Here is a 24,418-nt window from a genome sequence, read left to right as displayed (position 1 = left end):
CTTACGGTCCGGCCGAGGTGAGCAGCAGCTAGTCCGGCGCGTCGGCCAGGTGCGTCTCGTTGAACAGCCCCGCGTTCTTCACACTGATGCGGCGGTTGATCACCATGGTGACGAAGAACAGCACGATGCCGACCCCGACCAGGACCAACGCCAGGATGTACTGCTGGGCCGGCCGGCCCGACAGCGGCGTCACCAGGTACAGCGACGTGACAAAGCCGACCACCGGCAGCACGGTCGGGGTCCGGAAATGCTCACCGTCGCGGCGCTCGTCGCGCCGCAGCACCAGCACCGCCACGTTGACCATCGCGAACACCGCGAGCAACAACAGCGACGTGGTGCCGCCCAACACGGAGATCGCGGTCGAACTGGCGAACACCGACACGTAGAAGATCAGCCCGAACGCGATCGACGTGGTGAACACGATCGCCACCCAGGGTGTGCGGGTGCGCGGATGCACCACCCCGAGCACCGGCGGCAGCACGCGCTGACGCGCCATGCCGTAAATCAACCGGCTGGCCATCAGCATGTTGATCAGCGCGGTGTTGGACACCGCGAACATCGAGATGAACGGAAAGATCTCCTCGATCGGCAGGTTCGGGGCACCGGCCCGGACCACGTCCACCAGCGGGGTGTCACTGGCGGCCAGCGTGCCCACCGGCACCAGCGTCACCGCGACGATCGACACCAGGATGTAGACGACGCCGGCGATCGTCAGACCCGAAAGCAGCACCTTGGGAAAGACGTTCACCGGATCCTTGGTCTCCTCGGCCATGTTCACCGAGTCCTCGAAACCCACCATCGCGAAGAACGCCAGCGACGTCGCGGCGGTGACGGCCATGAACGCGTTCTTGTCGGTCGCGGTCTCGAACGCGACCACCCTGGCGAAGTCGACGTCGAGCCCTCGGGTGAGCGCCCACAACCCGACGAAGAGCACCAGCATCAGGCCGGTCGCCTCGACAATCGTCAGCGCCACATTGAGTTTCACGCTCTCGCCGACACCACGCAGGTTGACCATCGCCAGCAGCGCCATGAACAGCAGTGCGATGACGGCGATCCCGAGTTTGCCCCAGCCCAGCCCGAACCCGGTGTCGAAGTTGGCGGCGAAGAACCGCGAGGCGGTGGACGCCGAGGTGATGCCGGAACACATCACCACGAACGCCACCAGGAACGTGACGAACTGGATGCCAAATGCCTTGTGCACGTACAGCGCAGCGCCCGCCGCCTGTGGATACTTGGTCACCAACTCCAGGTAGCTGAACGCGGTGACGGTCGCGATGAGGAACGCGACGAGAAACGGAAGCCACGCCGCCCCACCGACTTCGCCCGCGACGTCACCCGTCAGCGCGTAGACGCCCGTGCCCAGGATGTCGCCGACGACGAAGATCAGCAACAGGCCGGGGCCCATCACTCGTCGTAGTTCCGGTTGCTGTTCGGTGGTGTGCGGTGCGCCCATCGCCGCTGGGCCCGCCGCTACGCGATCCGCTCGTCGACAGGCGCCAGCACGTCGATCACATCGATGAGCGTGGCGCGCGCCGATGCGCGAGGACCCTCGCCGTCGCCGACGAGAGCCGCCACCACCGCCCCGTCGACGGCGTTGACCAACGCCGTCAGGTATTCGGCGCGAACCGACCGGCCGGACCGTTCGATGACCTCGATGACGGCGTCGGTGCGTTGCCGCAGAATCTGCCGTTGGATGTCGCGCAGCATCGGCTGGCGAGCGCAGGCGATGTAGCGCTCGTAACGGGAGATCAGCCGCTCGCTCACCGGCTGCCCGACGGCGTCGTCGACCAGCAGATCGACCAGGATCGCGGCCGTCGACTCCGCACCGCGACGGCGCCGCGGCAGCATCGCTACCCTGGCCCGCAACTGCTCGGTTTCGCGCTCCCCCACGTGCTCGACGGCCTTGGCGATCAGATCGTCGAGCGAGGAGAAGTAGTACGTCGTCGACGCCAACGGCAACCCGGCGCGACGGGCCACCGCGCGGTGCCGCACCGCGTCGAAGCCGCCCTCGCACAGCAGATCGGCAGCGGCGCTGACCAGCGCGCACCGCCGACGTTCTCCCTTGGGAGTGACTGCTGCCGTCACCATTAGCATGCTGCCAGCCCGGGCCGGTCTCCCAGTGCGCTTTCGGCCAATCAACAGGCTTTACTCAGACAACTCGCTCGAATTCCGCCCCTGCGCCGGTGGCATGATGTCGGCCATGTCCGAACTGAGCCGCCGCGCGCTTCTGCGTCTCGGTGTCGGTGTGGCGGGCGTGGCCGCTGGGGTGGCCGCGTTTTCGCGCTCGCCCGCCGCGAACGCCGCCCCGACCTATGCCGAAGGGTCGTTCGTCTCGGCGGCCCGCGGCGGTGTGACCACCAGTTGGGCGATCGCCCGCCCACCGGGACAGACCGGCGCGCTGCGGCCGGTCATCGCCCTGCACGGAAAGGGCAGCGACGCCGCGACCGTGATGGCAGGCGGCGTGGAGCAGGGGCTGGCCCAGGCCGTGGCGGCAGGCCTGCCGCCGGTTGCGGTGGTGGCGGTCGACGGGGGCGGAAGCTACTGGCACAAGCGCGCATCCGGTGAGGACTCCGGCGCGATGGTGCTCGACGAACTCATCCCGATGCTGGGCGAGCACGGGATCGACACCTCGCGGGTCGCGTTCCTCGGCTGGTCGATGGGCGGCTATGGCGCGCTTCTGCTCGGCGCCCGCCTGGGGCCGGCCCGCACCGCGGCCATCTGCGCGGTGAGCCCGGCGCTGTGGACCTCCGCCGGTGCGGCGGCTCCTGGAGCGTTCGACAGCGCCGCCGACTACGCCGCCAACAGCGTGTGGGGCTTACCGGAACTCGGCCGGATTCCGATCCGGATCGACTGCGGCAACAGCGATCCGTTCTATTCGGCGACCAAGCAGTTCATCGCCCAGCTGCCCACCCCGCCTGCGGGTGGGTTCTCCCCTGGCGGGCACGACGCCGGGTTCTGGAGTGCGCAGCTTCCGGCCGAGCTGACGTGGATCGCGCCGCTACTGGCCGGCTGACCCGCACCCCCTCAACCGCGAGCAGACGCCAACACCCCCAAAACCAGGCCCGTTAGGGGGTGTACGCGTCTGCTCGCGCGGGTGGGTGGTGCCTAAATGGCGATCCGGCCGTCGGCCGCCGCCAGCCCGATGTCGGTACGAAAGTGACTGCCAGGCAACCGGATCGATTCGATCAACTGGTATGCGGCGGCGCGGGCGGCGGTCAGGTCGGGGCCGGTGCCCACCACCGACAACACCCTGCCGCCGCAGGACACGATCGCGCCGTCGTCGCGGCGGGCGGTGCCCGCGTGCAGCACCCCGTCGGCCTCGGACCCGACGATGACGTCGCCCACCCGGGGCCGGCTCGGATAGTTCTCCGCGGCAAGCACGACCGTCACCGCGGCGCCGTCGCGCCACTTCAGCGGCGGCACCTCGGCAAGCGAGCCCGTGGCGGCGGCGCGCAGCAGCTGACCCAGCGGGCTCTCCAGCAGAGCCAGCACCGACTGCGTCTCGGGATCGCCGAAGCGGCAGTTGAATTCGACGACCGCCGGGCCCTGCGATGTGATCGCCAGCCCGGCGTAGAGCAGTCCGGAGAAGGGACAGCCCCGACGAACCAGCTCCGCGGCAACGGGTTTCACGATGCCGTTGACGATCTGGTCGACGACCTCGGCGGGCAGCCACGGCAGCGGCGCGTAGGCGCCCATGCCGCCCGTGTTGGGCCCGGTGTCGTTGTCGCCGACGCGTTTGAAGTCCTGGGCCGCCAGCAGCGGCACCACCGTCTCGCCGTCGACGACGCAGAACAGCGACACCTCGGGGCCGTCGAGAAACGATTCGAGCAGCACCGGGTGTCCGGCCTCCAGCAGGCCGGCCGCGTGCGCGCGGGCCACGTCGCGGTCGGTGGTCACCACGACGCCCTTGCCCGCGGCGAGCCCGTCGTCCTTGACCACCCAGGCCGCGTCGCCGCCCGGCGGCCCGAAGCGGTCCAGCGCCGCGTCCAGCCGGGCCGGGTTGTCCACGATCTCGCTGCGCGCGGTGCGCACCCCGGCCGCGGACATCACGTCCTTGGCGAACGCCTTGGAGCCCTCGATGCGTGCGGCATCCTTGGTCGGCCCGAAGCAAGCGATACCCGCTTCGCGCACGGCGTCGGCCACGCCGAGCACCAGCGGCACCTCGGGGCCGATGACCACCAGGTCGGCCCCGATCTGCCGGGCCAGTTGGGCGACGGCCTCACCCGAGGTGATGTCGACGTCGTGCTGTTCGGCGATCGCCGCCGTGCCGGCGTTGCCGGGAGCGATGGCCAGCGCCTCGACCTCCGGGTCTCGACGCAGGGCGAGCAGCAACGCATGTTCACGGGCTCCGGACCCGATCACCAGGACACGCACAAGCGCCAACTCTAAACGCTCCCCTCGGCCATACACTTGACGCTAGGGTGTATGGTCGGAACATGACGCGGAGCACATGCCCGTTCTCGCCGGGCTGGGATTTCACCGACCCCGACATCCTTCTCAAGGGCATCCCCGTCGCCGAGTTCGCCGAGCTGCGCAAGACCGCCCCGGTGTGGTGGAACGAGCAGCCCGAGTCGATCTTCGACGACGGCGGGTACTGGGTGGTCAGCCGCCATGAGGACATCAAGGCGATTTCACGCGACAGCGACCGGTGGTCGACCAACCGCAAGGGCGTCGTCATGCGGCTGCCCGACGGCACCACGCCCGATCAGCTGGAGTTGACCAAGGCGCTGCTGATCAACCACGACCCGCCCGAGCACACCCGGCTGCGCAAGATCATTTCGCGGTTGTTCACCCCGCGTGCGGTGGCGACCCTGGAGGAGAAGCTCGCCGTCGCGGCGCGCAAGATCGTGGCTGCCGCCAAGGAAAAGGAAACCGGCAACTTCGTCGACGACATCGCGATGGGCCTGCCGCTGCAGGCGATCGCCGACCTGATCGGCGTTCCCGAGGCCGACCGTCAGAAGTTGTTCCACTGGACCAACTCGATCATGAACACCGACGATCCGGACTACGAAACCGATTACGCGGCCGCCAATGCCGAGCTGATGGGTTACGCCTACGCGATGGCCGAGGAACGCCGCCGCTGCCCGGCCGACGACATCGTCACCCGGCTCGTCGAGGCCGACATCGAGGGCGAGGGCCTCCAGGACGTCGAGTTCGCCTTCTTCGTCATCCTGTTGGCGGTGGCGGGCAACGAGACGACGCGCAACGCGATGACCCACGGGATGAACGCGTTCTTCGAAAACCCCGACCAGTGGGAGCTGTTCAAGCGGGAACGGCCGGAGACCACCGCCGACGAGATCGTGCGCTGGGCCACGCCGGTGCACTGCTTCCAGCGAACCGCGTTGGTGGACACCGAAATCGGTGGCGTCACGGTCCGCGAGGGTCAGCGCGCCGGGATGTTCTACAGCTCGGCCAACTACGACGAGGCCGTATTCGAGTCGCCCTTCCGGTTCGACATCAGCCGTGACCCCAACCCCCATCTGGGGTTCGGCGGCCACGGCGCGCACTACTGCATCGGGGCGAACCTGGCCCGCATGGAGATCAAGCTGATCTTCAACGAGATCGCCGAACAGATTCCCGACATCGCCAAACTGTCTGAACCACAACGTCTTCGGTCGGGATGGATCAACGGCGTCAAGGATCTGCAGGTGTCGTACCGCGGCTGAGTAAGATTTCGACGTGCGCACCCACGGTTGGTCCGGTTCGACGCCCGCGACCGACGACGAGGCCATCAACCGGATCCTCGACGCCGCGGGCAAGGCGATCGACGCACGTGGCGCGGAGTTCTCCATCGCCGACGTGGCCCGCACCCTGGGGGTGACCCGGCAGACGGTGTACCGCTATTTCCCCAGCACCGACGCCTTGCTGCAGGCCTCGGCGCAACGCGCGGCCACCGACTTCCTCGACCGGCTGGCCGAGCACCTGCAGGGGATCACCGATCCGCGGGAGGCGGTCGCCGAGGGCATCGCCACCGCACTGGAGTGGATCCCCAAGGACAAACACATCGGCCTGCTGCTCATGCCGGGCAGGGCCAGCGACTTCAGCCAGACGGTGACGTCCGACGTGGCGCTGCGGTTCGCCGACGCGATGCTGCGCCGGTTCGACGTCGACTGGGCCGCGCTGGGGTTCGACGACGACGATCTCGACGACCTGGCCGAGCACCTGCTGCGGATCATCCAGTCCTTCGTCATCGACCCCGGCCGGCCACCGCGGCAGGGCGTCGAGCTGCGCGATTACCTGCGACGGTGGGTTGGTGCGGCACTACCAACGCAGTAATTTGGCGTTCGGTGCGGTACTCGGGCCGCCATAGACTGATGATCGTGGACGCCTTGGAGGGTTTCTTGACGACGTGGTCGCGTGCGCGCGCCACGTTCGGCGAGGACGATCCGCACACCGGCGCCGAGCTCGATCGAAGCGCGCAGCTGCGGTCGCTGCAAGCCGACGTGGAGTCCGCCGCGCCCGCCGCCGACTGGACCGGCACCTCGGCGGACACGTACGCGGATGCCAACCTGCGCCACGGCCGGACACTCGGCGCGATGGCCGACCTGGATCGGCGGCTGGCCGCCGAGCTGGATCGCTCCGCGGCCGTGGTCGCGGCCGGCCGTCGCGACCTGGATGCCGTCAAGCAGTGGGTGCTCGACGCGACGGCAAGCACGTCCCCGCCGGATGCCCGCGAGCCGACGATCTGGCCCGTGGTCAGCAAGGGGGCCGGCGACGTCGCGGACATCGTTCGACGTTCGCACGAGGATCTGTGTGCCATCGCCGAGCGGATGCGCGCGCTGGCGGGCGAGTATCAGGAGCTGGCCAACGGCAACCGCGATGCCTAGAGCACGGTGAGCGGCAGCGACTTGCGCGGCTGGAACGCGAACGTCGCCCCGCCGCTCACCTTGGCCACCGACACCTCCGAGAACTCCTTGGCGGCGGTGTCGGTTTCGACGACGCGCGCGGTCCAATCCTGCGCTCCCCCGGCGATTTCCACGTCGAGGTGGGGATCGACGGCCGCGACGATCGCCTGCAGCGGGCGCTTCTCGTCCGGCGTCACCAACGCGGCCCACGCGCCGTCCTCGTGCGCGGACGAGCGGCGCAGGTGCGCGACGTCCGGCCCGAGCTCGGCGTCGACGTAGGCGGCCGGGTTCAGCAGCGGATGCAAGCGCAGCACCCGCATCGCACCCTCGATACCGCCGGGCAGGTCCAGTGCGCGGTGGATGCGCTCGGCGCCCAATCCCGCGACGCCGATGAGCTGTTTGGTGCAGATGTCGGTGGCCAGCTCGGTGTCGGTGCCCGCGCGCTTGCCGACGGCGATGACGAACGAGAGGTTCAGCAGGTGCATCTGCAGGCAGACCTCGTCGGCCATGCGCACCAGCGCCGAGCGGGAGAACGCGGCGAAGTCCAGGTCCGACACCAGCGGCCCCGAGTAGTCCGCCTGGCCCTCGTCATCGGGGTCGATCGGGTCGAGTTCAATTCGCGCGGCGCGGGTTCGGCGGACCACGTCGAGCACGGGGTGGTCCTCGACGGGCGGATAGGACTCGTCGATGATCACCGTCCACGCGCAATGCGGTTCACGGTCGGCGGGCTCGCGCGGCGGACGGTGGATGGGACGGATCTGCGCCTTGCGGTTGGTGGCGACGGCGGTGGCGTCGAAGGTGGGGTCCTCGATGTCGTGGCACATGCCGCGCACGTAGTCCTCACCCATCGGTTCGACGTCGAGCAGCGCGCCGCAGTGGTCGAGCTGGAACTCACCGTGCCAGCGGTCGTGCACGGTGTAGCGGAAATCCATGAACTGCGGCGGGGCGCCGATGTCGAGCTGCAGGCCCTTGAAGATGGTGATGACGTCGTCGCCCTCGTAGCGCAGCGCCTTCTGCATCCGCCTGGTGTAGATCGGGCTGGAGCCCATCCATTCCTCGATCGCGATCTGCAGCATCTCCTCGCGACCGAAATTGCTGATGCACCAGGCCATTCCGGACCGGTCGATCATCTGGCCGATCAGCAGCAGTTCCGGAACCAGCTTGGCCAACTGGTCCCGCGACAGCTCGGCGTACCTACTTGTCATGTTCGTCGTGCACCGTCCCGCCGGAGTGCATCTTCACCGCGGCGTTGACATTCGCTTTCTTGTCCTCGCTTTGTCCTTTTGCGGCCGCCTTCCTGCGTGTCTTGATCACCTTGCTGACGGCCCCGTCCAGCTTCGAGCCCAGCGGGAACCCGAGGTAGTGGGTCAGAAAGACCGCCATCTCCTTGAGCTCGTCCTCGGTCATCTCTCCGTTGGCCAGCGCCGCGTTGGCCTGGATCTCGGCGAGCTCGGAGTTCCCGACGGCGGTCACCGCGGTCAGCGTCATGATCCGCTTGTCGCGCATCGACAGGCCCGGACGCGTCCAGATGGTCCCGAAGAGATGGTCGACGGTGAGGTCGAAGTACGGGTCGCCCTCGATGTCGGGCATCTCCCAGCCGTAGACCTCGTTCATCTTCTCGAGGCCCTTTCGGCGCAGCTCGTCCATCTCACTCACTCCTTCGTGTGCGGCACGCCGAGTCCGGCGGCAAGATTCTTCAGCGCGAGTTCGGCCAGCGGCAGGTCGACGCGGGTCTGCTCGCCGAGCGCCAGTGCCAGGCTCAGGTCCTTCTCGCCCAGTCCCCGCGTGTGGGTGAACGCGTCGTAGAGCCAGTGGTCGGGCGTCAGGTTCTTCATGTCCTCGCGCACGATGATCGCGCCAGGCCCGCCGCTCTGCGCGTCGCTGTGACGCACCACCCGCCCGAGCGCCTGCAGGCTCAGCCCCGCGGCCTCGGCCAGCTTCATCGCCTCGCAGGCCGCGACGTAGCTGGTGAACGTCAACATATTGCGCGCCAACTTCATTCGGGTGCCGGCACCCGGCTCTCCGGCGTGCACCACCAGCGAGGCGAACTGCTTGAATGCCGGTTTGATGCGCTCGTAGACCTCGCGGTCGGCGCCGACCATCACCGCGAGCTCACCCTTGTCGGCCGCACCGCCGCCGCCGCTGACCGGGGCGTCGGCGATGTGGATGCGTTGCGGCCTCAGCTGTTCGGCGAGTTCGACGGCGGTCTCGGGGCTGATCGTGGAGTGGATCGCGATCACGGTGTCCGGCTTGGCATGTGCGGCCAACTCGCCGACCACCCCGCGCACCTGCTCGTCGTTGAGCACCGTGACGCTGATGATGTCGGCGGCGGCGACGTCGGCGACACTGTCGGCCAGCGTCGCACCGAGTTCGGCAAGCGGGGTCATCGCCTCGGTGCGCACGTCGAAGACGACCAGCCCGCCCGGCCACTCGACCAGCCGCTTGGCCATCGGGGCCCCCATGTTGCCGAGGCCGATGTACCCGAGCTTGAGATCGTCGCTCATGACCGGATTATCTGCCCGCCGTCGACGTTGAAGATCTGGCCGGTGACCCACTTGGCCTGGTCCGACAGCAAGAACAGACACATGCCGACCAGATCGTCGGTCTGACCCATGCGCGACAACGGAATTCCCTTCACGATGTCGGCGACCATCTCCTGCGGCGTGGTGGTGCGGTTGGCCTCGGTGTCGATCGGCCCAGGGGCGATCGCGTTGATGCGGATGTTCATCCCGCCCAGTTCCCGCGACAGCTGCTGGGTCAGGCCGTTGACCCCGACCTTGGCCAGGCCGTAGAAGTTCGCGTACAGCCATGCGGCCGTGGACGACTGGTTGACGATCGCACCGCCGCCGCGCTTGGCCATCTTCTTGTACACCGCGCGGGTGCACACCAACGCGCCGTCCATGTTCACGCTCATGAACTTCTTGTAGTAGTCCCAGTCGACGGTGAGCAGCAGGTCGAGCTTCATGCCGCCGAAGATCGCGGCGTTGTTGACCAGGTAGTCGATGCCGCCGAACTCCGAAAGCGTCTGCGCGGCCATCTCCTTGGCCGACTCCGGGTCGGACACGTCGACGCGCACCGCGAGCGCGGTGCCGCCTTCGCCCTTGATGCCGTCGGCGACCTTCTGCGCGCCCTCGGTGTTGATGTCGGCCACCACCACCGCGGCGCCTTCACGGGCGAGCGCCTCGGCGTAGGCCTGGCCGATCCCGCCACCGGCTCCGGTGACGATGGCGACCTTGTCGTCGAACTGCCCCATCCTGTTCCTTCCTCGCTGCCGAGTGTGGGATTGATGCACGTATTTCGCTCTTTCACGTGCTGGTAATCCACGTTCGGCGGGTGAAAAGTCAGACCGCTGTCGCGATCGCCTTGATTTCCAGGTATTCCTCGAAGCCGGCCAGCCCCATCTCCCGGCCGACGCCGGACTGCTTGTACCCGCCGAACGGCACGTCGGCCGAATACCACACCCCGCCGTTGACGTTCACCGTGCCGACCCGCAACCGGGCTGCGACGCCCGCGGCGCGTTCGGGGTCGGCGGAGAACACGGTGCCCGACAGGCCGTAGGGCGAGTCGTTGGCGATGCGCACCGCGTCGTCGTCGCCGTCGTGGGCGATCACGGTCAGCACCGGGCCGAAGATCTCCTCGCGCGCCGCCTTGGCGTTGTTGTCCAGGTCCGCGATCACGGTGGGCTCGATGAAGAACCCCTTGTCGCGGTCGGCGGGTCGGCCACCGCCGGCGGCGAACCTGCCGCCGTCGGCGATCGCCGAGTCGAGATAACCCTGCACGCGGTCGCGCTGGCGCGCCGAGATCAGCGGTCCGCAAACGGTTCCGGCGTCGTTGGGATCACCCGGCTTGATCCCGGCCATCGTCGCCGCGGCGGCGTCGACGGCCTCGTCGTACCGGGCCCGGGGCACCAGCAACCGGGTGGTGATCGCACATCCCTGGCCCGCGTGCATCGACGCGGTGAACGCCGACATCGAGCAGGCGCCGGCCAGATCGGCGTCGTCGAGCACCACGAACGCCGACTTGCCACCGAGTTCCAGGAACACCTTCTTGAGCGTGGCCGAACCGTCAGCCATCACGCTGCGACCCGTGGCCGTGGACCCGGTGAACGAAACCATGTCCACCCGTGGATCTTTGGACAGCAGCGCGCCGACACCGTGGTCGCTGGAGGTGACGATGTTGACCACACCGGCCGGGATATCGGTGTGCTCGGCGATGAGTTCGCCGAGCACGGCCGCGCACCACGGGGTGTCCGGCGCCGGCTTGAGCACGACGGTGTTACCCGCGGCCAGCGCGGGCCCGAGTTTGGCCAGGTTGATCTGGTGCGGAAAGTTCCACGGTGTGATGGCCCCGACGACCCCCACGGCCTCGCGGGCCAGCGTGCGGTGCGTCTTGATCCCCATCGGCTCGGCGACCCCGAGATCGGTTGTCCACTGGTAGTTGTCGGCGGTGTCGGCGCAGAAGCTCAGGTCGGCGACCGGTCCTTCGAGCTGTGCGGCCGATGTGAGCATCCGCGGCGCTCCCACCTCGGCGATCGTGATCTCCCGAAGTTCCTCGACGCGCTCGGTCATCGCCTGCTGCAGCTGACGCACGCAGCGCACCCGCAGCTCGGTGTTCGTCGACCAGTCGGTCTCGTCGAACGCGCGCCGCGCCGCCTCGATCGCGCGGCCCATGTCCTCGGCGCTCCCGTCGGCCGCGACGCCGAGCACCTCCTCGGTGGCCGGGTTGATCGTGGGGAACGTGCCTGCACTACCCGCGACGAGCTTGCCGTCGATGAACAACTGACTCTCGCGATTGGCTAGCAGTGCCATCCGGCCTCCGATCGAACGCTGCTGGACAACTGTCCGGAACACATCAGTCGAACCATAGTCCCCCGTGATCGGGCCTGGCAAGCGTGGCATCTTCTACCTGCGTGCTTGCCCGCCGATGCCCTCATCGGATAACTTGGACACGTGTCCAGCGATCCAGCGGTTGCGATCAGCGGCCCAGCCACCGAGGCGGCCGGGGGGACGACGCGCAACCGGCGTCAGGAGGAAACCTTCCGCAGGGTGCTCGCCGCGGGTATGGAGATGCTGCGCGAGTCCTCGTACGCCGACCTGACGGTGCGCGGGGTCGCCGCTCGCGCCAAGGTCGCCCCGGCCACGGCCTACACCTACTTCTCGTCGAAGAACCATCTGATCGCCGAGGTCTACCTGGACCTGATGCGTCAGGTGCCGTACTTCACCGACGTCAACGAAAGCCGGTTGACCCGTGTGGAGAAGACGCTGCGCAGCATGGCGCTGATGGTCGCCGACGAACCCGAAGTCGCGGCCGCCTGCACGACGGCCCTGCTGAGCAGCAACGACCCGGCGGTGCGCGGCGTCCGTGAGCGCATCGGCGCTGAGATCCATCGCCGCATCCGCTCGGCCATGGGCCCCGACGCCGACCCACGCGCGTTGTCCGCGCTGGAGATGACGTTCTTCGGCGCGCTGGTCAACGCGGGCAGCGGCGCCTTCACCTATCGCCAGATCGCCGACCGTCTCAGCTATGTGGTCGGCCTGATCCTCGGAGAGGATCCATAGATGAAGCCTGGGAGAAGAACAGTGACAGTGCCGGCCAGCGACCTGGTGCTGGACCCCTACGACTACGACTTCCACGAAGACCCCTACCCCTATTACAAGCGGCTGCGCGACGAGGCGCCGCTGTACCGCAACGACGAGCTCGGGTTCTGGGCGCTGTCGCGGCACGCCGATGTGTTGGCCGGCTTCCGCAACAGCACGACGCTGTCCAACAAGTACGGCGTGTCACTGGATCCGGCCTCGCGCGGCCCGCACGCGTCGAAGACGATGTCGTTTCTGGCCATGGACGACCCCGCACACCTGCGGTTGCGCACCCTGGTCTCCAAGGGCTTCACCCCGCGTCGCATCCGTGAACTCGAGCCCAGGGTCACCGAGATCGCGGTGCGGCACCTCGACGCCATGTTGGAGAAGGCCGGCTCCGGAACCGTCGACTATGTCGACGAATTCGCGGGCAAGCTGCCCATGGACGTCATCTCCGAGCTGATGGGGGTGCCCGAAGCCGACCGCCCCCGGGTGCGGGCGTGGGCCGACGGTGTCATGCACCGCGAAGAGGGTGTCACCGACGTGCCCCCGGCGGCCGTGGAAGCCTCGATCAACCTGATCGTCTACTACCAGGAGATGGTGGCCGAGCGCCGCAAGAAGCCGACCGACGACCTCACCACCGCCCTTCTCGAGGCCGAGATCGACGGTGACCGGCTCACCGACGACGAAATCCTCGGGTTCATGTTCCTGATGGTCATCGCCGGCAACGAGACCACCACCAAACTGCTTGCCAACGCGGCATTCTGGGGCCACCGGAACCCCGACCAGCTGACCCCCGTCTACGCCGATCTGGACCGCGTGCCGCTGTGGGTCGAGGAGACGTTGCGCTACGACACCTCCAGCCAGATCCTCGCGCGCACCGTGGTCGGCGATCTCACCCTGTACGACACCAAGATTCCCGACGGCGACGTCGTGTTGCTGCTGCCGGGGTCCGCGCACCGTGACGAGCGGGTGTTCGACGATCCCGACACGTACCTCATCGGTCGCGACATCGGGTCCAAGCTCATGAGCTTCGGCAGCGGCGCCCACTTCTGCCTGGGCGCACACCTGGCCCGCATGGAGGCGCGGGTCGCGCTGACCGAACTGTTCAAACGAATCCGTGGCTACGAGGTCGACGAGGCCAACGCCGTGCGCGTGCACTCGAGCAACGTCCGCGGGTTCGCTCACCTGCCCATCACCGTCGAAACCAAATAAGGGGTACGCGTAAATGCCGCGCTTCGAACCACTTCCGAAACGACGCCCCGCCATCGTGGCGGGCGCGTCGTCGGGGATCGGAGAGGCCACCGCGCTGCAACTGGCGGCACGCGGGTTTCCGGTCGCCGTCGGGGCACGTCGGGTCGAGAAGCTCGACGAGCTGGTGGCCAAGATCCGGGCCGAGGGCGGTGAAGCCGTCGGGTTCCACCTCGACGTCACCGACGCCGACTCGGTCAAATCCTTTGTCGCCCAATCGGTCGAGGCACTCGGGGAGATCGAGGTGCTGGTCGCCGGCGCCGGTGACACCTTCTTCGGCAAGCTCTACGAGATCAGCACCGACGAGTTCGAGTCACAGCTGCAGATCCACCTCGTCGGCGCCAACCGCCTGGCCACCGCGGTGTTGCCGGGGATGATCGAGCGCCGGCGCGGTGACCTGATCTTCGTCGGCTCCGATGTCGCGCTGCGCCAGCGCCCACACATGGGGGCCTACGGCGCGGCCAAGGCCGGTCTGGTGGCGATGGTCAACAACCTGCAGATGGAACTCGAGGGCACTGGCGTGCGCGCATCGCTCGTGCACCCCGGCCCCACCAAGACCGCCATGGGCTGGAGCCTGCCCGCCGAGAAGATCGGTCCGGCCCTTGAGGATTGGGCCAAGTGGGGGCAGGCCCGGCACGACTATTTCCTGCGGGCCTCGGACCTGGCCCGCGCCATCACGTTCGTGGCCGAGACGCCACGCGGCGGGTTCGTCGCGAACATGGAGCTTCAGCCCGAAGCCCCGTTGACCACCGCACCCGCCGAACGCCAACAGCTGAAGCTGAACGAGGAGAACCTAAAGCCATGACGACCGCGATCGTGCCCCGGGTATCCGGCGGTGAGGAAGAGCACGGCCACCTCGAGGAGTTCCGCACCGACCCGATCGGGTTGATGCAGCGCGTGCGCGACGAGTGCGGCGACGTGGGGTACTTCCAGCTCGTCGACAAACCCGTCATCCTGCTGTCGGGCGCGGAGGCCAACGAGTTCTTCTTCCGGTCCGCCGACGAGGACCTCGACCAAGCCGAGGCGTATCCGTTCATGACGCCGATCTTCGGCAAGGGCGTGGTGTTCGACGCCAGCCCCGAGCGGCGCAGGGAGATGCTGCACAACTCCGCGCTGCGCGGCGAGCACATGAAGAGCCACGCCACCACCATCGAGGGCGAAGTCCGCAAGATGATCGCCGACTGGGGCGACGAGGGTGAGATCGAACTGCTGGACTTCTTCGCCGAGTTGACGATCTACACCTCGACGGCCTGTCTGATCGGGTTGAAGTTCCGCAACCAACTCGACCACCGGTTCGCCGAGTACTACCACGACCTCGAGCGCGGCACCGACCCGCTGTGCTACGTCGACCCGTACCTGCCGATCGAGAGTTTCCGGCGCCGCGATGAAGCGCGTGTGAAACTCGTCGGGCTGGTGCAGGAGATCATGAACCAGCGGCTGGCCAACCCGCCGAAGGACAAGTCCGACCGCGACATGCTCGACGTGCTGGTGTCGATCAACGACGAGGACGGCAACCCCCGATTCTCCGCCGACGAGATCACCGGCATGTTCATCTCGCTGATGTTCGCCGGTCATCACACCAGCTCGGGGACCTCGGCGTGGACGCTGATCGAGCTGATCCGCCACCCCGAGATCTACGCCGAGGTGCAGGCCGAGCTCGACGAGCTCTACGCCGACGGCCAGGAGGTCAGCTTCCACGCGCTGCGTCAGATCCCCAAGCTCGACAACGTGCTCAAGGAGACGCTGCGGCTGCATCCGCCGCTGATCATCCTGATGCGGGTGGCCCAGGGCGAGTTCGAGGTGGCCGGTTTCCCCATCCACAAGGGTGATTTCGTCGCCGCCTCGCCCGCCATCAGCAACCGGATCCCCGAGGACTTCCCCGACCCCGACGCGTTCCGCCCCGAGCGCTACAACAAACCCGAGCAGGCCGACATCGTCAACCGCTGGACCTGGATCCCGTTCGGGGCGGGACGGCACCGCTGCGTCGGCGCGGCGTTCGCGCAGATGCAGATCAAGGCGATCTTCTCGGTTCTTTTGCGCGAGTATGAGTTCGAGATGGCGCAGCCGCCCGACACGTACCGCAACGACCACTCCAAGATGGTCGTGCAGCTACAGCGTCCCGCCAAGGCTCGCTACCGCCGACGCAAGAAGTAGGCACCGAAATGGGTTGCTACCGAGTCGAAGTCGACCTGGACCTGTGCCAGGGCCACGCGATGTGCGAGCTGGAGGCACCGGACTACTTCCGGGTGCCCAAACGCGGCAAGGTGGAGATCCTCGACCCCGAGCCGCCCGACGAAGCCCGCGCGCAGGTCGAGGAGGCCGTCGCGCAGTGTCCCACCCAAGCCTTGTCCATCAGAGAAAAAGGAGACTGACAGTGCCGTCATTGCCGCGTGAACAGCTCGAGAAATGGGTCGAGCAGTGGCTGGAAGCCAACCGGGAGGCCGAACGCAACGGCGATTGGAAGCCGTTGGCGGAGTTCTACACCGACGACGCCACCTACGGCTGGAACATCGGTCCCAAAGAGGACGTGATGTGCGTGGGCCGCGACGAGATCCGCGAGGTGGCCCTGGGCCTGGAGATGGAGGGCCTGGAGAACTGGGTCTACGAGTACCAGCGGGTGCTGATCGACGACAAGATCGGTGAGATCGTCGGCTTCTGGAAGCAGATCGTCAACAAGTCCGACGGCACCCAGGACGAGATCTACGGCATCGGCGGCAGCTGGTTCCGGCTGAATGCCGACCTCAAGATCGAATGGCAGCGCGACTGGTTCGACTTCGGGCACGTGGCCAAGGGGTACGCGAAGCTGATCGAGTCCGGTGACCTCTCGGAAGGGATGCAGAAGCGCATCGAGCGGTCGCTGGCCGGCGAGAAGCTGCCGGGCTACTACCCGCTCGGACAGGCGCCCGCGCCGCTGTGGTGAACCCGGCCAAGCAGTTGCTTGGGGGTGCCCGTGACGGGCCTAACTAATGGCTCTAGTCTGTGGACACAAGCTCAAACGGAAGGCACGTACGAATGAAGACAAAGGGCGCGCTCATCTGGGACTTCAATCAACCGTGGTCGGTCGAGGAGATCGAGATCGGCGACCCCGTCAAGGACGAGGTCAAGATCCAGATGGAAGCGTCGGGGATGTGCCACTCCGACCACCACCTGGTGACCGGCGGCATCCCGATGGGCGGGTTTCCCGTGCTCGGCGGCCATGAGGGCGCCGGCATCGTCACCGAGGTCGGGCCGGGCGTGGAAAACCTCGCTCCGGGCGACCACGTGGTGCTGTCGTTCATCCCGTCCTGTGGCACCTGTCCGTCCTGTCAGGCGGGGATGCGCAACCTGTGCGACCTGGGGGCCGGCCTGCTCAACGGCGCGGCGGTCTCCGACAACACCTTCCGGATTCAGGCCAAGGGCCAGAACGTGTTCCCGATGACGCTGCTGGGCACCTTCTCGCCGTACATGGTCGTGCACAAGAGCTCGGTCGTGAAGATCGACCCGTCGATTCCGTTCGAGGTGGCCTGCCTGGTCGGTTGCGGGGTCACGACCGGCTACGGCTCGGCCACCCGCACCGCCGACATCCGGCCCGGCCAGGACGTCGCGGTGGTCGGCGTCGGCGGGGTGGGGATGGCAGCGCTGCAGGGCGCCGTCAATGCGGGCGCCCGCTACATCTTCGTCATCGAGCCGGTCGAGTGGAAGCGTGATCAGGCACTGAAATTCGGTGCGACGCACGTCTATCCGGATATCGAGACGGCGATGATGGGGATCGCCGAGGTCACCATGGGCCTGATGGCGCACAAGGTGATCGTCACGGTCGGCGAGCTGCACGGCGCCGACATCGAGAACTACATGAACATCACCGCCAAGGGCGGCACGTGTGTGGCCACCGCGATCGGCAGCCTGCTGGACACCCAGGTCACGCTCAACCTGGCGATGCTCACGCTCATGCAGAAGAACCTGCAGGGCACCATCTTCGGCGGCGGCAACCCGCACTACGACATTCCGCAGCTGCTGACGATGTACAAGGCGGGCAAGCTCAACCTCGATGACATGATCACCCGCCAGTACAAGCTGGAGCAGATCAACGAGGGCTACCAGGACATGTTGGAGGGGCGCAACATTCGCGGCGTCATCCGCTACACCGACGACGACCGGTAACCGCCATGACCGACACCGTCGCAACGACACCGGCGTTGGCCGCGTCGCAGAACTCGTGGCGCTGCGTGCACGCCCACGACAAAGAAGGCTGGCTGGCCCTGATGGCAGACGACGTCGTCATCGAGGATCCGATCGGCCAGGCCATCACGAACCCGGACGGAACCGGGATCCGCGGTAAGGAGGCCGTCGCGGCGTTCTTCGACGCCAACATCGCCTCCAACGACCTGCGCATCACCTGCGAGGAGACGTTCCCGTCGAGTTCACCGACCGAGATCGCGCATATCCTGGTGCTGCGCAGCAAGTTCGAGAACGGGATGACCAGCACCGTGCGCGGGGTGTTCACCTACAAGGTCAACGACGACGGCTTGCTGTCCAATCTGCGCGGCTACTGGAACATGGACGCCATGCAGTTCGGCCAGGTGGACCAGAGCAATTAGCACGCCGTTGACCGGGCGCGGCGCCGTCGTCGTCGGCGGCTCGCGCGGTATCGGGCTCGCGGTGGCCGAACTGCTCGCAGCGCAAGGCGCAGGCGTGGTGGTCAACGGACGCGCCGCCGACGCGGTATCGGAAGCGGCCCAACGTATTCCGAATGCAGTAGGGATGGCCGGCTCCCCCGCCGAGTCGCAGGTGGCCGACGCACTGATCGACAAGTGCGTAGACGAGTTCGGCCGCGTCGACATCCTCGTCAACTGCGCGGGCACCGCGGGGCTGGCCGCCGAATCGATCCTGAAGGTCACCAGCGCTCAGTTTCGTGAACTGCTCGACGCGCATCTCGGCACGGTGTTCGAGACCTGCCGCGCCGCGGCGCCGCGGATGGTCGCGCAGGGCGGCGGGGCCATCGTCAACACCAGCTCCTTCGCGTTTCTCGGCGACTACGGCGGGACCGGCTATCCGGCGGGCAAGGGCGGTGTCAACGCGCTGACGATGGCGCTCGCGGCCGAGCTGAAGGAGCACGGCGTCCGCGCGAACGTCGTCTGCCCGGGCGCCAAGACCAGGTTGTCGACCGGGCAGGAGTACCGGGCGCACATCGAGGCGCTCAATGCGCGTGGGCTGCTGGACGACGCCAGCACGCAGGCCGCGCTCGACGCCCCGCCGCCGGAGTTTGCGGCACCCGTGTACGCCTATCTGGCCGGTGATCTGGCCAAGGATGTGACGGGACAGATCTTCATCGCCGCGGGTGGTTTCGTCGGCCGGTTCGACCGGCCGACCCCGGCCGTCATCGCCTACCGCGACCATCGCGACTCGCCGCCGTGGTCGGTCGACGACCTGCACGAGCTCATCCATCAGGGCTAGCCGCGATCACTATGCTCTGACCCATGGCAACGGTCTTCACCAAGATCATCAACGGGGAGCTTCCCGGCAGGTTCGTGTACGAGGACGACGAGATCGTCGCGTTCCTGACGATCGAACCGATGACGCAGGGCCACACGTTGGTGGTGCCGCGGGCCGAAATCGACCATTGGCAGGAGATCGAGCCGGCGATGTTCGGCCGTGTCATGGAGGTCTGCCAGCTCATCGGCAAAGCCGTGTGCAAGGCGTTCGGCGCCGAGCGGGCCGGGGTGATCATCGCCGGACTCGAAGTGCCGCACCTGCACGTGCATGTCTTTCCGGCCTACAACCTGACCGATTTCGGGTTCGCCCACGTCGATCGCAACCCCTCACCGGAATCGCTTGACGAGGCGCAGGCCAAGATCAAGGCCGCCCTGGCCGAACTGACCTGATTCGGCGATTTGTGTGCGTTTGAGCGCGCTTCAGCGCAGCAAAACGCACACAAGTCGCAGTCTCTAGACTGGGGCGATGAACCTCGGCAAAGCCGTGACGGATCTGGCGACGGCCCCGGTACGCGTCGGGCTAGCCATGGCCGACGCGGGGATCTCCATGGCCAGCGGCGCGCTCGGGATGGCGCAGCGATCGCTCGGTGACGCGAACACCGCCGCGCGCAACGCCTCGGTGGCCCACATGCTGGGCCTCGACGACGCGGTCGAACGCGCGAATCGGCTGGCCAGGCTGCTGGACGACGACGCACCGCTGGGCCGGGCGTTACGGCCCAACGGTCCGATCGACCGACTGCTGCAGCCCGGCGGCATCGTGGATCAGCTCACCGAGGAGGGCGGCCTGCTGGACCGGGTGACCGCGGAGAACGGGCCCGTCGCCCGGGCGTTGGCGCCCGGCGGGCTGGTGGACCAGGTCGCGTCGGAAGGCGGCTTGATCGACCGGATGACCACCGAGGACGGCGCGCTGTCGCGGGTCATCGCGCCGGGCGGGCTGGCCGATCAGCTGCTGGCCAACGACGGCCTGATCGAGCGGGTGCTGCGCGAGGACGGGGTCGCCGACCGGCTGCTCGCCGAAGGGGGCCTGCTCGACACGTTGACCGACCCGGACGGGCCGCTGCTGAAGCTGGCCGACGTCGCCGACACCCTCAACCGGTTGGCCCCGGGGTTGGAGGCGCTGGGGCCGACGATCGACGCCCTGCACGAAGCCGTCGTCACGCTGGCCCAGGTGGTCAATCCGCTGAGCAACATCGCCGACCGGATCCCGCTACCGGGGCGCCGACCGCGCGCGCGGACGACGTCGCGGACGGTGACGTCCCAGCGCATCATCGAAGCCGAGGAGTGACCCGATAAGCTTGGGTCTCGCAGGCCTCCTTAGCTCAGTTGGTAGAGCGTTCGCCTTGTAAGCGGAATGTCATCGGTTCGATTCCGATAGGAGGCTCCAACCGGCCGCCGCGTTTTTGTCGGTACCCGCTCGTAGCTTCAAATCATGAGACAGTGTCGCGGTTGCGGTTCCCCACTCTTGAAGCGCAGCCAGAAGGTCTACTGCAGCAATGCATGTCAGGTGTCGGCCCGGCGCGACACGCAGACGAAGCGTTGGCTCGAATCCGGCGAGGCGTCGATCTGCGGCCGCCGCCAGCACTACATTCGGCAATATCTCGTCGACGCTCAGGGAGGTTGCTGCGGTGGGCCTGCCCCTCACCTTGGTGTTGGATCACGGCGACCCGACCAACAATCGACGGGAAAATTTGCGGCTGGTCTGTCCGGACTGTGACTCGCAGCTACCGACATACAAGAGCCGGAACCGCGGCAAGGGGCGCCACTTTCGCCGGCAGCGGTACGCCAACGGGCAGTCGTACTGAACCCGCCTCGCTAGTTCGTCACCGTCGGGCTGTGGCCGACGATCGCCTGCGGCTTCTTGGGCACGGGCTGGTTCTGCGCGAACGAGAAGCACACCCCGTAGTGTCCGCCCACGCAGGGGATGCCGTTCATCGTCGGCACGGGTCCACCTGACCTGTTCATCGGAACGCCGTTGGCGTCGGTGTCCGGATACGTCACAGGATCCGCAGCCGCGACGGGCGCGGCAACGATCGCTACGGCACACATCGCGCCCACGATCAATGCGCGTGACCACACGAACCCCAGGCTACGCCGTCCGTGTCGTCACGACGCCGATTCCAGGAGTGCTTGGCCCAGGTACTGGCCGTCCTCGACACCCGGCAGGATCGCGAACACCGAGGAGCCGATCGTGGTGATCCACTCGTTGAGCGCGTCACCGTCGGCCAGGCGCTGCTGCACCGGAACGAACTGTCTGGCCGGGTCTCGTTGGTAGGTGACGAAGATCAGGCCGCTGTCGGTGGTCTGCCCGCCGGACGGCGGGTCATCGTAGTTGTAGGGCCGACGCAGGAACTGCTCGTCCTCGCTGCGCGGCCTGGCCAGCGCGACATGGGAGTTCGGTGGAATCACCGGGATGCCGTTGACGCTCGCGGTGAGATCGGGCTCGTCGAACTCCTGCTCCCCGGTCAGCGGGGCCCCGTTGTCGAGCCGGCGACCGACCGCGAGTTCCTTACTCTCGCGGTCGATCTGATCCCATGTGTCCATTTCAGCGCGGATTCGTCGTACCACCGCGACCGTGCCGCCGGCGAACCACCGCTGCTGTGCGCCGTGGTCCCACACGTGCCGGTCGAACGCCGCCGCGTCGGTCAGGTTCACGGTGCCGTCGACCTGTCCCATCATGTTGCGCATCGTCGCGCCCGACGGGTCCGAGCCGCGCGCGCCGCGAAACCCGCTCTGACGCCACCGCTGCGTCGCCATGGTGCGGACGTTCTTGAGCAGGACTCGGCCGGCGTGCGCGACGACGACGGGGTCGTCGGCGCAGATCTGCAACAGCAGATCACCGCCGCACCACTGGGGTTCTAGCCGGTCGGTGCCGAACTCCGGCAGGTCGGTCGCCGTCGCCGGTCGCAGGTGCGCCAAACCGATGCGGTCGAACACCGCGGGGCCCAGGCCGACGGTGACCGTGAGCCGTGCCGGCCGGTGCGCCAGTTCGGGCTCGGTGTCGGCCAGCGCGGGCCGGCCCTGGGTGAGCCGGGAGGCGTCTGCCGTCCACAGCCGCAGGATCGCCGCGACGGTGTCCCGCGGCGTGCGCCCGGTCTGTGGTTTCAGATCAAGCGCGACGAGCAGCGCGTGCGCCTGCGGCGGCGTGGCGATGCCCCCTTGATGCGTTCCGTAAAACGGCTCGGCCTCGGCGCCGAATCCGCCTCGTGCCTCGTCGGGTTGACCCCGTGCGCACTGAGTGAGGGCGGCACTGCCTGCCAACGCGGCGGCGCCTCCGACGAGCAGGCGGCGCCTGTTGACGGTGAACCGGCCGCGCGGGGACCGCTCAACCATGGTGATGCGGGGCAGCCGGTTCGGCGGGCTGGTAATCCTCGTCGGCGCCCGCGAACTCGCGGACCTGTGCGGTGACGGGCAGGGTCGAACCGTCCTCGAACACCACGGTCACCGCGACATCCGCACCGGGATGCAACGGCTCGTGCAGGTCCATCAGCATCACGTGGTCGCCACCGGGCACCAGCTCGCGTGCGCCGCCCGCCGGAACGACGAACCCATCGTCCTTGGGGCGCATCGTCTTCGTGCCGGAGGCGTCGGGTGTCACCTCGTGCAGTTCGACGTGGCCCGCCACCGATGACTCGGCGGACACGATGTGCGCGTCGTGGTGACCGGTGTTGGTCAACGTGCCGAAGACCGCGGCCATCCCTTCGTCGGCCGCGCTGGCCCACGGGTCTTCGACGGTGACCGTCTCGGCCATCGGCGGCTCCTCGTGTGTCTGCGACGTGCAGCCCGCCGTCAGCAGTGCGGCCACGGCCAGCGTGGCACCGAACGCCCCGATTCCTGAGTTACGCATCCGAGAACTCCTTCTCCTTGTCGGCGGCAGCGCGCCGTTGTTTGACCGCGCCGATCAGCAGATCGACGATGACGAAAGCCGCCAGGCTCAGCCCGAACAGCGGCAGAAACCACCCGAGTGCCCCCGCGGCGACGACGGCTGCGACGACCGACGGCGTCGGCAGGCGGCGGATCGCTCCGCGCAGCGGCGGACGGCCGACCGCCCACGCAGACCCTCGCGTCGGGCGGCGCTGCCACCACATCTGGTAGCCACGGATGACGATCGCGATGAGCCCGATCGCGGTGAGCGCCAGGAGAATCTGGTTGGGCCAACCGAAAAGGACACCCATGTGCGCGTCGATGGCCCAATCGGTGAGCTTGGCCAGAGCCGGCCAGTCGGCGAAGTTCACCCGGTCGGTGACGGCGCCGCTGTCGGGGTCCACCGAGATGGCGTCGTGGCGGGTGGGCCAGTCGCGCTTGTTCTCCTCGACGCGCCAGCCCTGTCCGTGCTCGACGGGCGGGTACATCCAGATCGGCCCTTTCAGGCCCGCCCGTTCGGCGGCACGCATCGCCGTGTCGGCGCCGTACAGCAAGGTGTCACCAGTGCCTCCATGTCGGTGCGTCGCCGTTGTGATGTCCGGGTCGCCGCGCTGACCCAGTGCGGTGTTCACGGTGGGCGCGGTGGTGTTCAGGCTCCGCTGGATGAGGTCGACGGATTCGCCGGCGTGGCGCGACCACGTGATCCCGGTGACCGACAGCCCGAGCAGCGCGACGAGGATCCACACCCCGGCCGCACCGTGCCAGGAAAGCGTTCGGCGACGGCCCTTCTTGTCGCGGTCGGGCAGTGCCAGGCGTCGCAGCTTTCCGCTGTCCCGGCGGTGGAGGTACCAGAGTGCCAGCCCGGCAAGCGAAATCACCCACAACCAGCTGGCGGCCAGTTCGCTGTAGTTTCGCCCGAGGGCATCCAGGTGCAGGGTGCGGTGCAGTTCGTCGAACCATGCCCGCAGCGGCAGCCACTGCCCGTAGGTGGTCAACGCGCCGCGGACCTCTCCGGTGTAAGGGTCGACGAACACGGTGCGCGCGTAGTCCGGTGGTACGTCGTCGACCCGCAACCTGACCTGCGTGGTCTCGTCGACGGTGTTCGGGGGCCGGATGTTTTCGACGGTGCCGGCGGGATACGCGGTGCGCGCGGCAGCGATCTGGTCGGCGAGCGCCAGGGGTTGGTCACCGACGCGGTCGACGGTCAGCGCGTGGCGATACACCGCGTTGTCGATCTGCGGGATCAGCGCGTAGAGCAGTCCGGTCACCGCCGCGATCAGGATGAAAGGGCCGACGAACACGCCCGCGTAGAAGTGCAGGCGCATCAGCAGGGCACGCCCGCCGCTGCTGGGCTTGGGAATTGTCATGGGTGGAAGAAGCTTTCGCAGATAAGGCTGCGTCTCGACGCAGCAAC

At 67.7% G+C, this 24,418-nt stretch carries 27 protein-coding genes, 1 tRNA gene and 1 pseudogene; 17 read left to right on the top strand and 12 right to left on the bottom strand.

Going from position 1 to position 24,418, the window contains the following annotated elements; genetic code table 11:
- Nucleotides 1-28: 28 nt before the first annotated feature.
- On the bottom strand, nucleotides 29-1,453 hold the full coding sequence (locus G6N28_RS14825) for an APC family permease (protein WP_163901454.1): 1,425 nt from the start codon (nucleotides 1,451-1,453) through the stop codon (nucleotides 29-31).
- 17 nt (nucleotides 1,454-1,470) lie between these two features.
- The gene (locus G6N28_RS14820) at nucleotides 1,471-2,094 is read right to left on the bottom strand and encodes a TetR/AcrR family transcriptional regulator (RefSeq protein WP_163901452.1); all 624 of its coding nucleotides are present in this window, start codon (nucleotides 2,092-2,094) and stop codon (nucleotides 1,471-1,473) included.
- A 97-nt stretch (nucleotides 2,095-2,191) separates the two neighbouring features.
- On the opposite strand from G6N28_RS14820, the gene G6N28_RS14815 reads away from it, so the two are divergent.
- Nucleotides 2,192-3,013 carry an alpha/beta hydrolase gene (locus G6N28_RS14815; RefSeq protein ID WP_163901450.1) on the top strand — a complete coding sequence of 274 codons (822 nt, stop codon included), beginning with the start codon at nucleotides 2,192-2,194 and terminating at the stop codon, nucleotides 3,011-3,013.
- A 92-nt stretch (nucleotides 3,014-3,105) separates the two neighbouring features.
- Here G6N28_RS14815 and purD read toward each other — a convergent pair whose 3' ends face one another.
- Complete coding sequence (gene purD, locus G6N28_RS14810; protein ID WP_163901447.1) at nucleotides 3,106-4,374, bottom strand: phosphoribosylamine--glycine ligase; 1,269 nt, start codon at nucleotides 4,372-4,374, stop codon at nucleotides 3,106-3,108.
- A gap of 62 nt (nucleotides 4,375-4,436) precedes the next feature.
- Between purD and G6N28_RS14805 the strand changes: the two genes are divergently transcribed.
- The 3 genes from G6N28_RS14805 to G6N28_RS14795 are packed head-to-tail and all read left to right on the top strand — an operon-like array spanning nucleotide 4,437 to nucleotide 6,827.
- Complete coding sequence (locus tag G6N28_RS14805) at nucleotides 4,437-5,666, top strand: cytochrome P450 (RefSeq protein ID WP_163901446.1); 1,230 nt, start codon at nucleotides 4,437-4,439, stop codon at nucleotides 5,664-5,666.
- Nucleotides 5,667-5,679: 13 nt separating this feature from the next.
- A complete protein-coding gene (locus tag G6N28_RS14800) occupies nucleotides 5,680-6,276 on the top strand; it encodes a TetR/AcrR family transcriptional regulator (RefSeq protein WP_163901444.1) in 597 nt (198 codons plus the stop codon).
- A gap of 44 nt (nucleotides 6,277-6,320) precedes the next feature.
- A complete protein-coding gene (locus G6N28_RS14795) occupies nucleotides 6,321-6,827 on the top strand; it encodes an EspA/EspE family type VII secretion system effector (RefSeq protein WP_235674578.1) in 507 nt (168 codons plus the stop codon).
- On the opposite strand, the gene G6N28_RS14790 is transcribed toward G6N28_RS14795, so the two are convergent.
- The 5 genes from G6N28_RS14790 to G6N28_RS14770 form a co-directional block, all read right to left on the bottom strand.
- Nucleotides 6,824-8,050 carry a hypothetical protein gene (locus G6N28_RS14790; RefSeq protein ID WP_163901440.1) on the bottom strand — a complete coding sequence of 409 codons (1,227 nt, stop codon included), beginning with the start codon at nucleotides 8,048-8,050 and terminating at the stop codon, nucleotides 6,824-6,826. The two genes, G6N28_RS14795 and G6N28_RS14790, sit on opposite strands and share 4 nt — an antisense overlap.
- On the bottom strand, nucleotides 8,040-8,492 hold the full coding sequence (locus G6N28_RS14785; protein WP_163901438.1) for a carboxymuconolactone decarboxylase family protein: 453 nt from the start codon (nucleotides 8,490-8,492) through the stop codon (nucleotides 8,040-8,042). Before G6N28_RS14785 ends, G6N28_RS14790 begins: the two co-directional genes overlap by 11 nt.
- Before the next feature lie 5 nt (nucleotides 8,493-8,497).
- On the bottom strand, nucleotides 8,498-9,349 hold the full coding sequence (locus tag G6N28_RS14780) for an NAD(P)-dependent oxidoreductase (protein ID WP_163901436.1): 852 nt from the start codon (nucleotides 9,347-9,349) through the stop codon (nucleotides 8,498-8,500).
- Nucleotides 9,346-10,098, bottom strand: a complete 753-nt coding sequence (locus G6N28_RS14775; RefSeq protein ID WP_163901434.1) for an SDR family oxidoreductase — start codon at nucleotides 10,096-10,098, stop codon at nucleotides 9,346-9,348. The genes G6N28_RS14780 and G6N28_RS14775 overlap by 4 nt, the downstream gene beginning before the upstream one ends.
- A gap of 88 nt (nucleotides 10,099-10,186) precedes the next feature.
- Complete coding sequence (locus G6N28_RS14770) at nucleotides 10,187-11,653, bottom strand: aldehyde dehydrogenase (RefSeq protein ID WP_163901431.1); 1,467 nt, start codon at nucleotides 11,651-11,653, stop codon at nucleotides 10,187-10,189.
- 141 nt (nucleotides 11,654-11,794) lie between these two features.
- Between G6N28_RS14770 and G6N28_RS14765 the strand changes: the two genes are divergently transcribed.
- From G6N28_RS14765 to G6N28_RS27105, 13 genes and pseudogenes are all read left to right on the top strand, one after another.
- Complete coding sequence (locus G6N28_RS14765) at nucleotides 11,795-12,403, top strand: TetR/AcrR family transcriptional regulator (RefSeq protein WP_407664962.1); 609 nt, start codon at nucleotides 11,795-11,797, stop codon at nucleotides 12,401-12,403.
- Nucleotides 12,404-12,424: 21 nt separating this feature from the next.
- Nucleotides 12,425-13,636, top strand: a complete 1,212-nt coding sequence (locus tag G6N28_RS14760) for a cytochrome P450 (RefSeq protein WP_407664961.1) — start codon at nucleotides 12,425-12,427, stop codon at nucleotides 13,634-13,636.
- A 13-nt stretch (nucleotides 13,637-13,649) separates the two neighbouring features.
- A complete protein-coding gene (locus tag G6N28_RS14755; RefSeq protein ID WP_163901427.1) occupies nucleotides 13,650-14,477 on the top strand; it encodes an SDR family oxidoreductase in 828 nt (275 codons plus the stop codon).
- Nucleotides 14,474-15,826: a lanosterol 14-alpha demethylase gene (locus G6N28_RS14750; RefSeq protein ID WP_163901425.1), complete on the top strand. Its 1,353-nt coding sequence runs from the start codon at nucleotides 14,474-14,476 to the stop codon at nucleotides 15,824-15,826. Before G6N28_RS14755 ends, G6N28_RS14750 begins: the two co-directional genes overlap by 4 nt.
- An 8-nt stretch (nucleotides 15,827-15,834) precedes the next feature.
- Nucleotides 15,835-16,044: a ferredoxin Fdx gene (locus tag G6N28_RS14745; protein WP_163901423.1), complete on the top strand. Its 210-nt coding sequence runs from the start codon at nucleotides 15,835-15,837 to the stop codon at nucleotides 16,042-16,044.
- A 2-nt stretch (nucleotides 16,045-16,046) separates the two neighbouring features.
- Nucleotides 16,047-16,592 carry a Cif family virulence factor gene (locus G6N28_RS14740; RefSeq protein ID WP_163901421.1) on the top strand — a complete coding sequence of 182 codons (546 nt, stop codon included), beginning with the start codon at nucleotides 16,047-16,049 and terminating at the stop codon, nucleotides 16,590-16,592.
- A gap of 92 nt (nucleotides 16,593-16,684) precedes the next feature.
- Nucleotides 16,685-17,812 carry an NDMA-dependent alcohol dehydrogenase gene (locus tag G6N28_RS14735; protein WP_163901419.1) on the top strand — a complete coding sequence of 376 codons (1,128 nt, stop codon included), beginning with the start codon at nucleotides 16,685-16,687 and terminating at the stop codon, nucleotides 17,810-17,812.
- Nucleotides 17,813-17,817: 5 nt separating this feature from the next.
- Nucleotides 17,818-18,249, top strand: a complete 432-nt coding sequence (locus tag G6N28_RS14730; protein WP_163901417.1) for a nuclear transport factor 2 family protein — start codon at nucleotides 17,818-17,820, stop codon at nucleotides 18,247-18,249.
- Between the two features lie 7 nt (nucleotides 18,250-18,256).
- Nucleotides 18,257-19,105, top strand: coding sequence for an SDR family NAD(P)-dependent oxidoreductase (locus tag G6N28_RS14725; protein ID WP_235674577.1), 849 nt, complete (start codon nucleotides 18,257-18,259; stop codon nucleotides 19,103-19,105).
- 23 nt (nucleotides 19,106-19,128) lie between these two features.
- Complete coding sequence (locus tag G6N28_RS14720) at nucleotides 19,129-19,533, top strand: HIT family protein (RefSeq protein ID WP_163901415.1); 405 nt, start codon at nucleotides 19,129-19,131, stop codon at nucleotides 19,531-19,533.
- Between the two features lie 76 nt (nucleotides 19,534-19,609).
- On the top strand, nucleotides 19,610-20,428 hold the full coding sequence (locus G6N28_RS14715) for a hypothetical protein (protein WP_163901412.1): 819 nt from the start codon (nucleotides 19,610-19,612) through the stop codon (nucleotides 20,426-20,428).
- Nucleotides 20,429-20,451: 23 nt separating this feature from the next.
- A tRNA-Thr gene (locus tag G6N28_RS14710) sits at nucleotides 20,452-20,527 on the top strand.
- 45 nt (nucleotides 20,528-20,572) lie between these two features.
- A pseudogene (locus G6N28_RS27105) lies at nucleotides 20,573-20,945 on the top strand (HNH endonuclease).
- Nucleotides 20,946-20,955: 10 nt separating this feature from the next.
- Here the strand turns inward: G6N28_RS27105 and G6N28_RS14700 are convergent.
- The 4 genes from G6N28_RS14700 to G6N28_RS14685 are packed head-to-tail and all read right to left on the bottom strand — an operon-like array spanning nucleotide 20,956 to nucleotide 24,371.
- Nucleotides 20,956-21,219: a hypothetical protein gene (locus G6N28_RS14700; protein ID WP_235674576.1), complete on the bottom strand. Its 264-nt coding sequence runs from the start codon at nucleotides 21,217-21,219 to the stop codon at nucleotides 20,956-20,958.
- Nucleotides 21,220-21,246: 27 nt separating this feature from the next.
- Nucleotides 21,247-22,473, bottom strand: coding sequence for a Dyp-type peroxidase (locus tag G6N28_RS14695; protein WP_163901410.1), 1,227 nt, complete (start codon nucleotides 22,471-22,473; stop codon nucleotides 21,247-21,249).
- Entirely contained in the window at nucleotides 22,466-22,987 is a 522-nt protein-coding gene (locus G6N28_RS14690) for a copper chaperone PCu(A)C (protein ID WP_163901408.1), read from the bottom strand. Before G6N28_RS14690 ends, G6N28_RS14695 begins: the two co-directional genes overlap by 8 nt.
- Nucleotides 22,980-24,371, bottom strand: a complete 1,392-nt coding sequence (locus G6N28_RS14685) for a PepSY-associated TM helix domain-containing protein (protein WP_235674575.1) — start codon at nucleotides 24,369-24,371, stop codon at nucleotides 22,980-22,982. The genes G6N28_RS14690 and G6N28_RS14685 overlap by 8 nt, the downstream gene beginning before the upstream one ends.
- Nucleotides 24,372-24,418: the final 47 nt, after the last annotated feature.

Source organism: Mycolicibacterium pulveris, assembly GCF_010725725.1.
In the GTDB taxonomy this organism is placed as follows: Bacteria; Actinomycetota; Actinomycetes; order Mycobacteriales; family Mycobacteriaceae; genus Mycobacterium; species Mycobacterium pulveris.
Note: the sequence above shows the minus strand (reverse complement) of the source record. Positions and strands in the feature narration are given on the sequence as shown.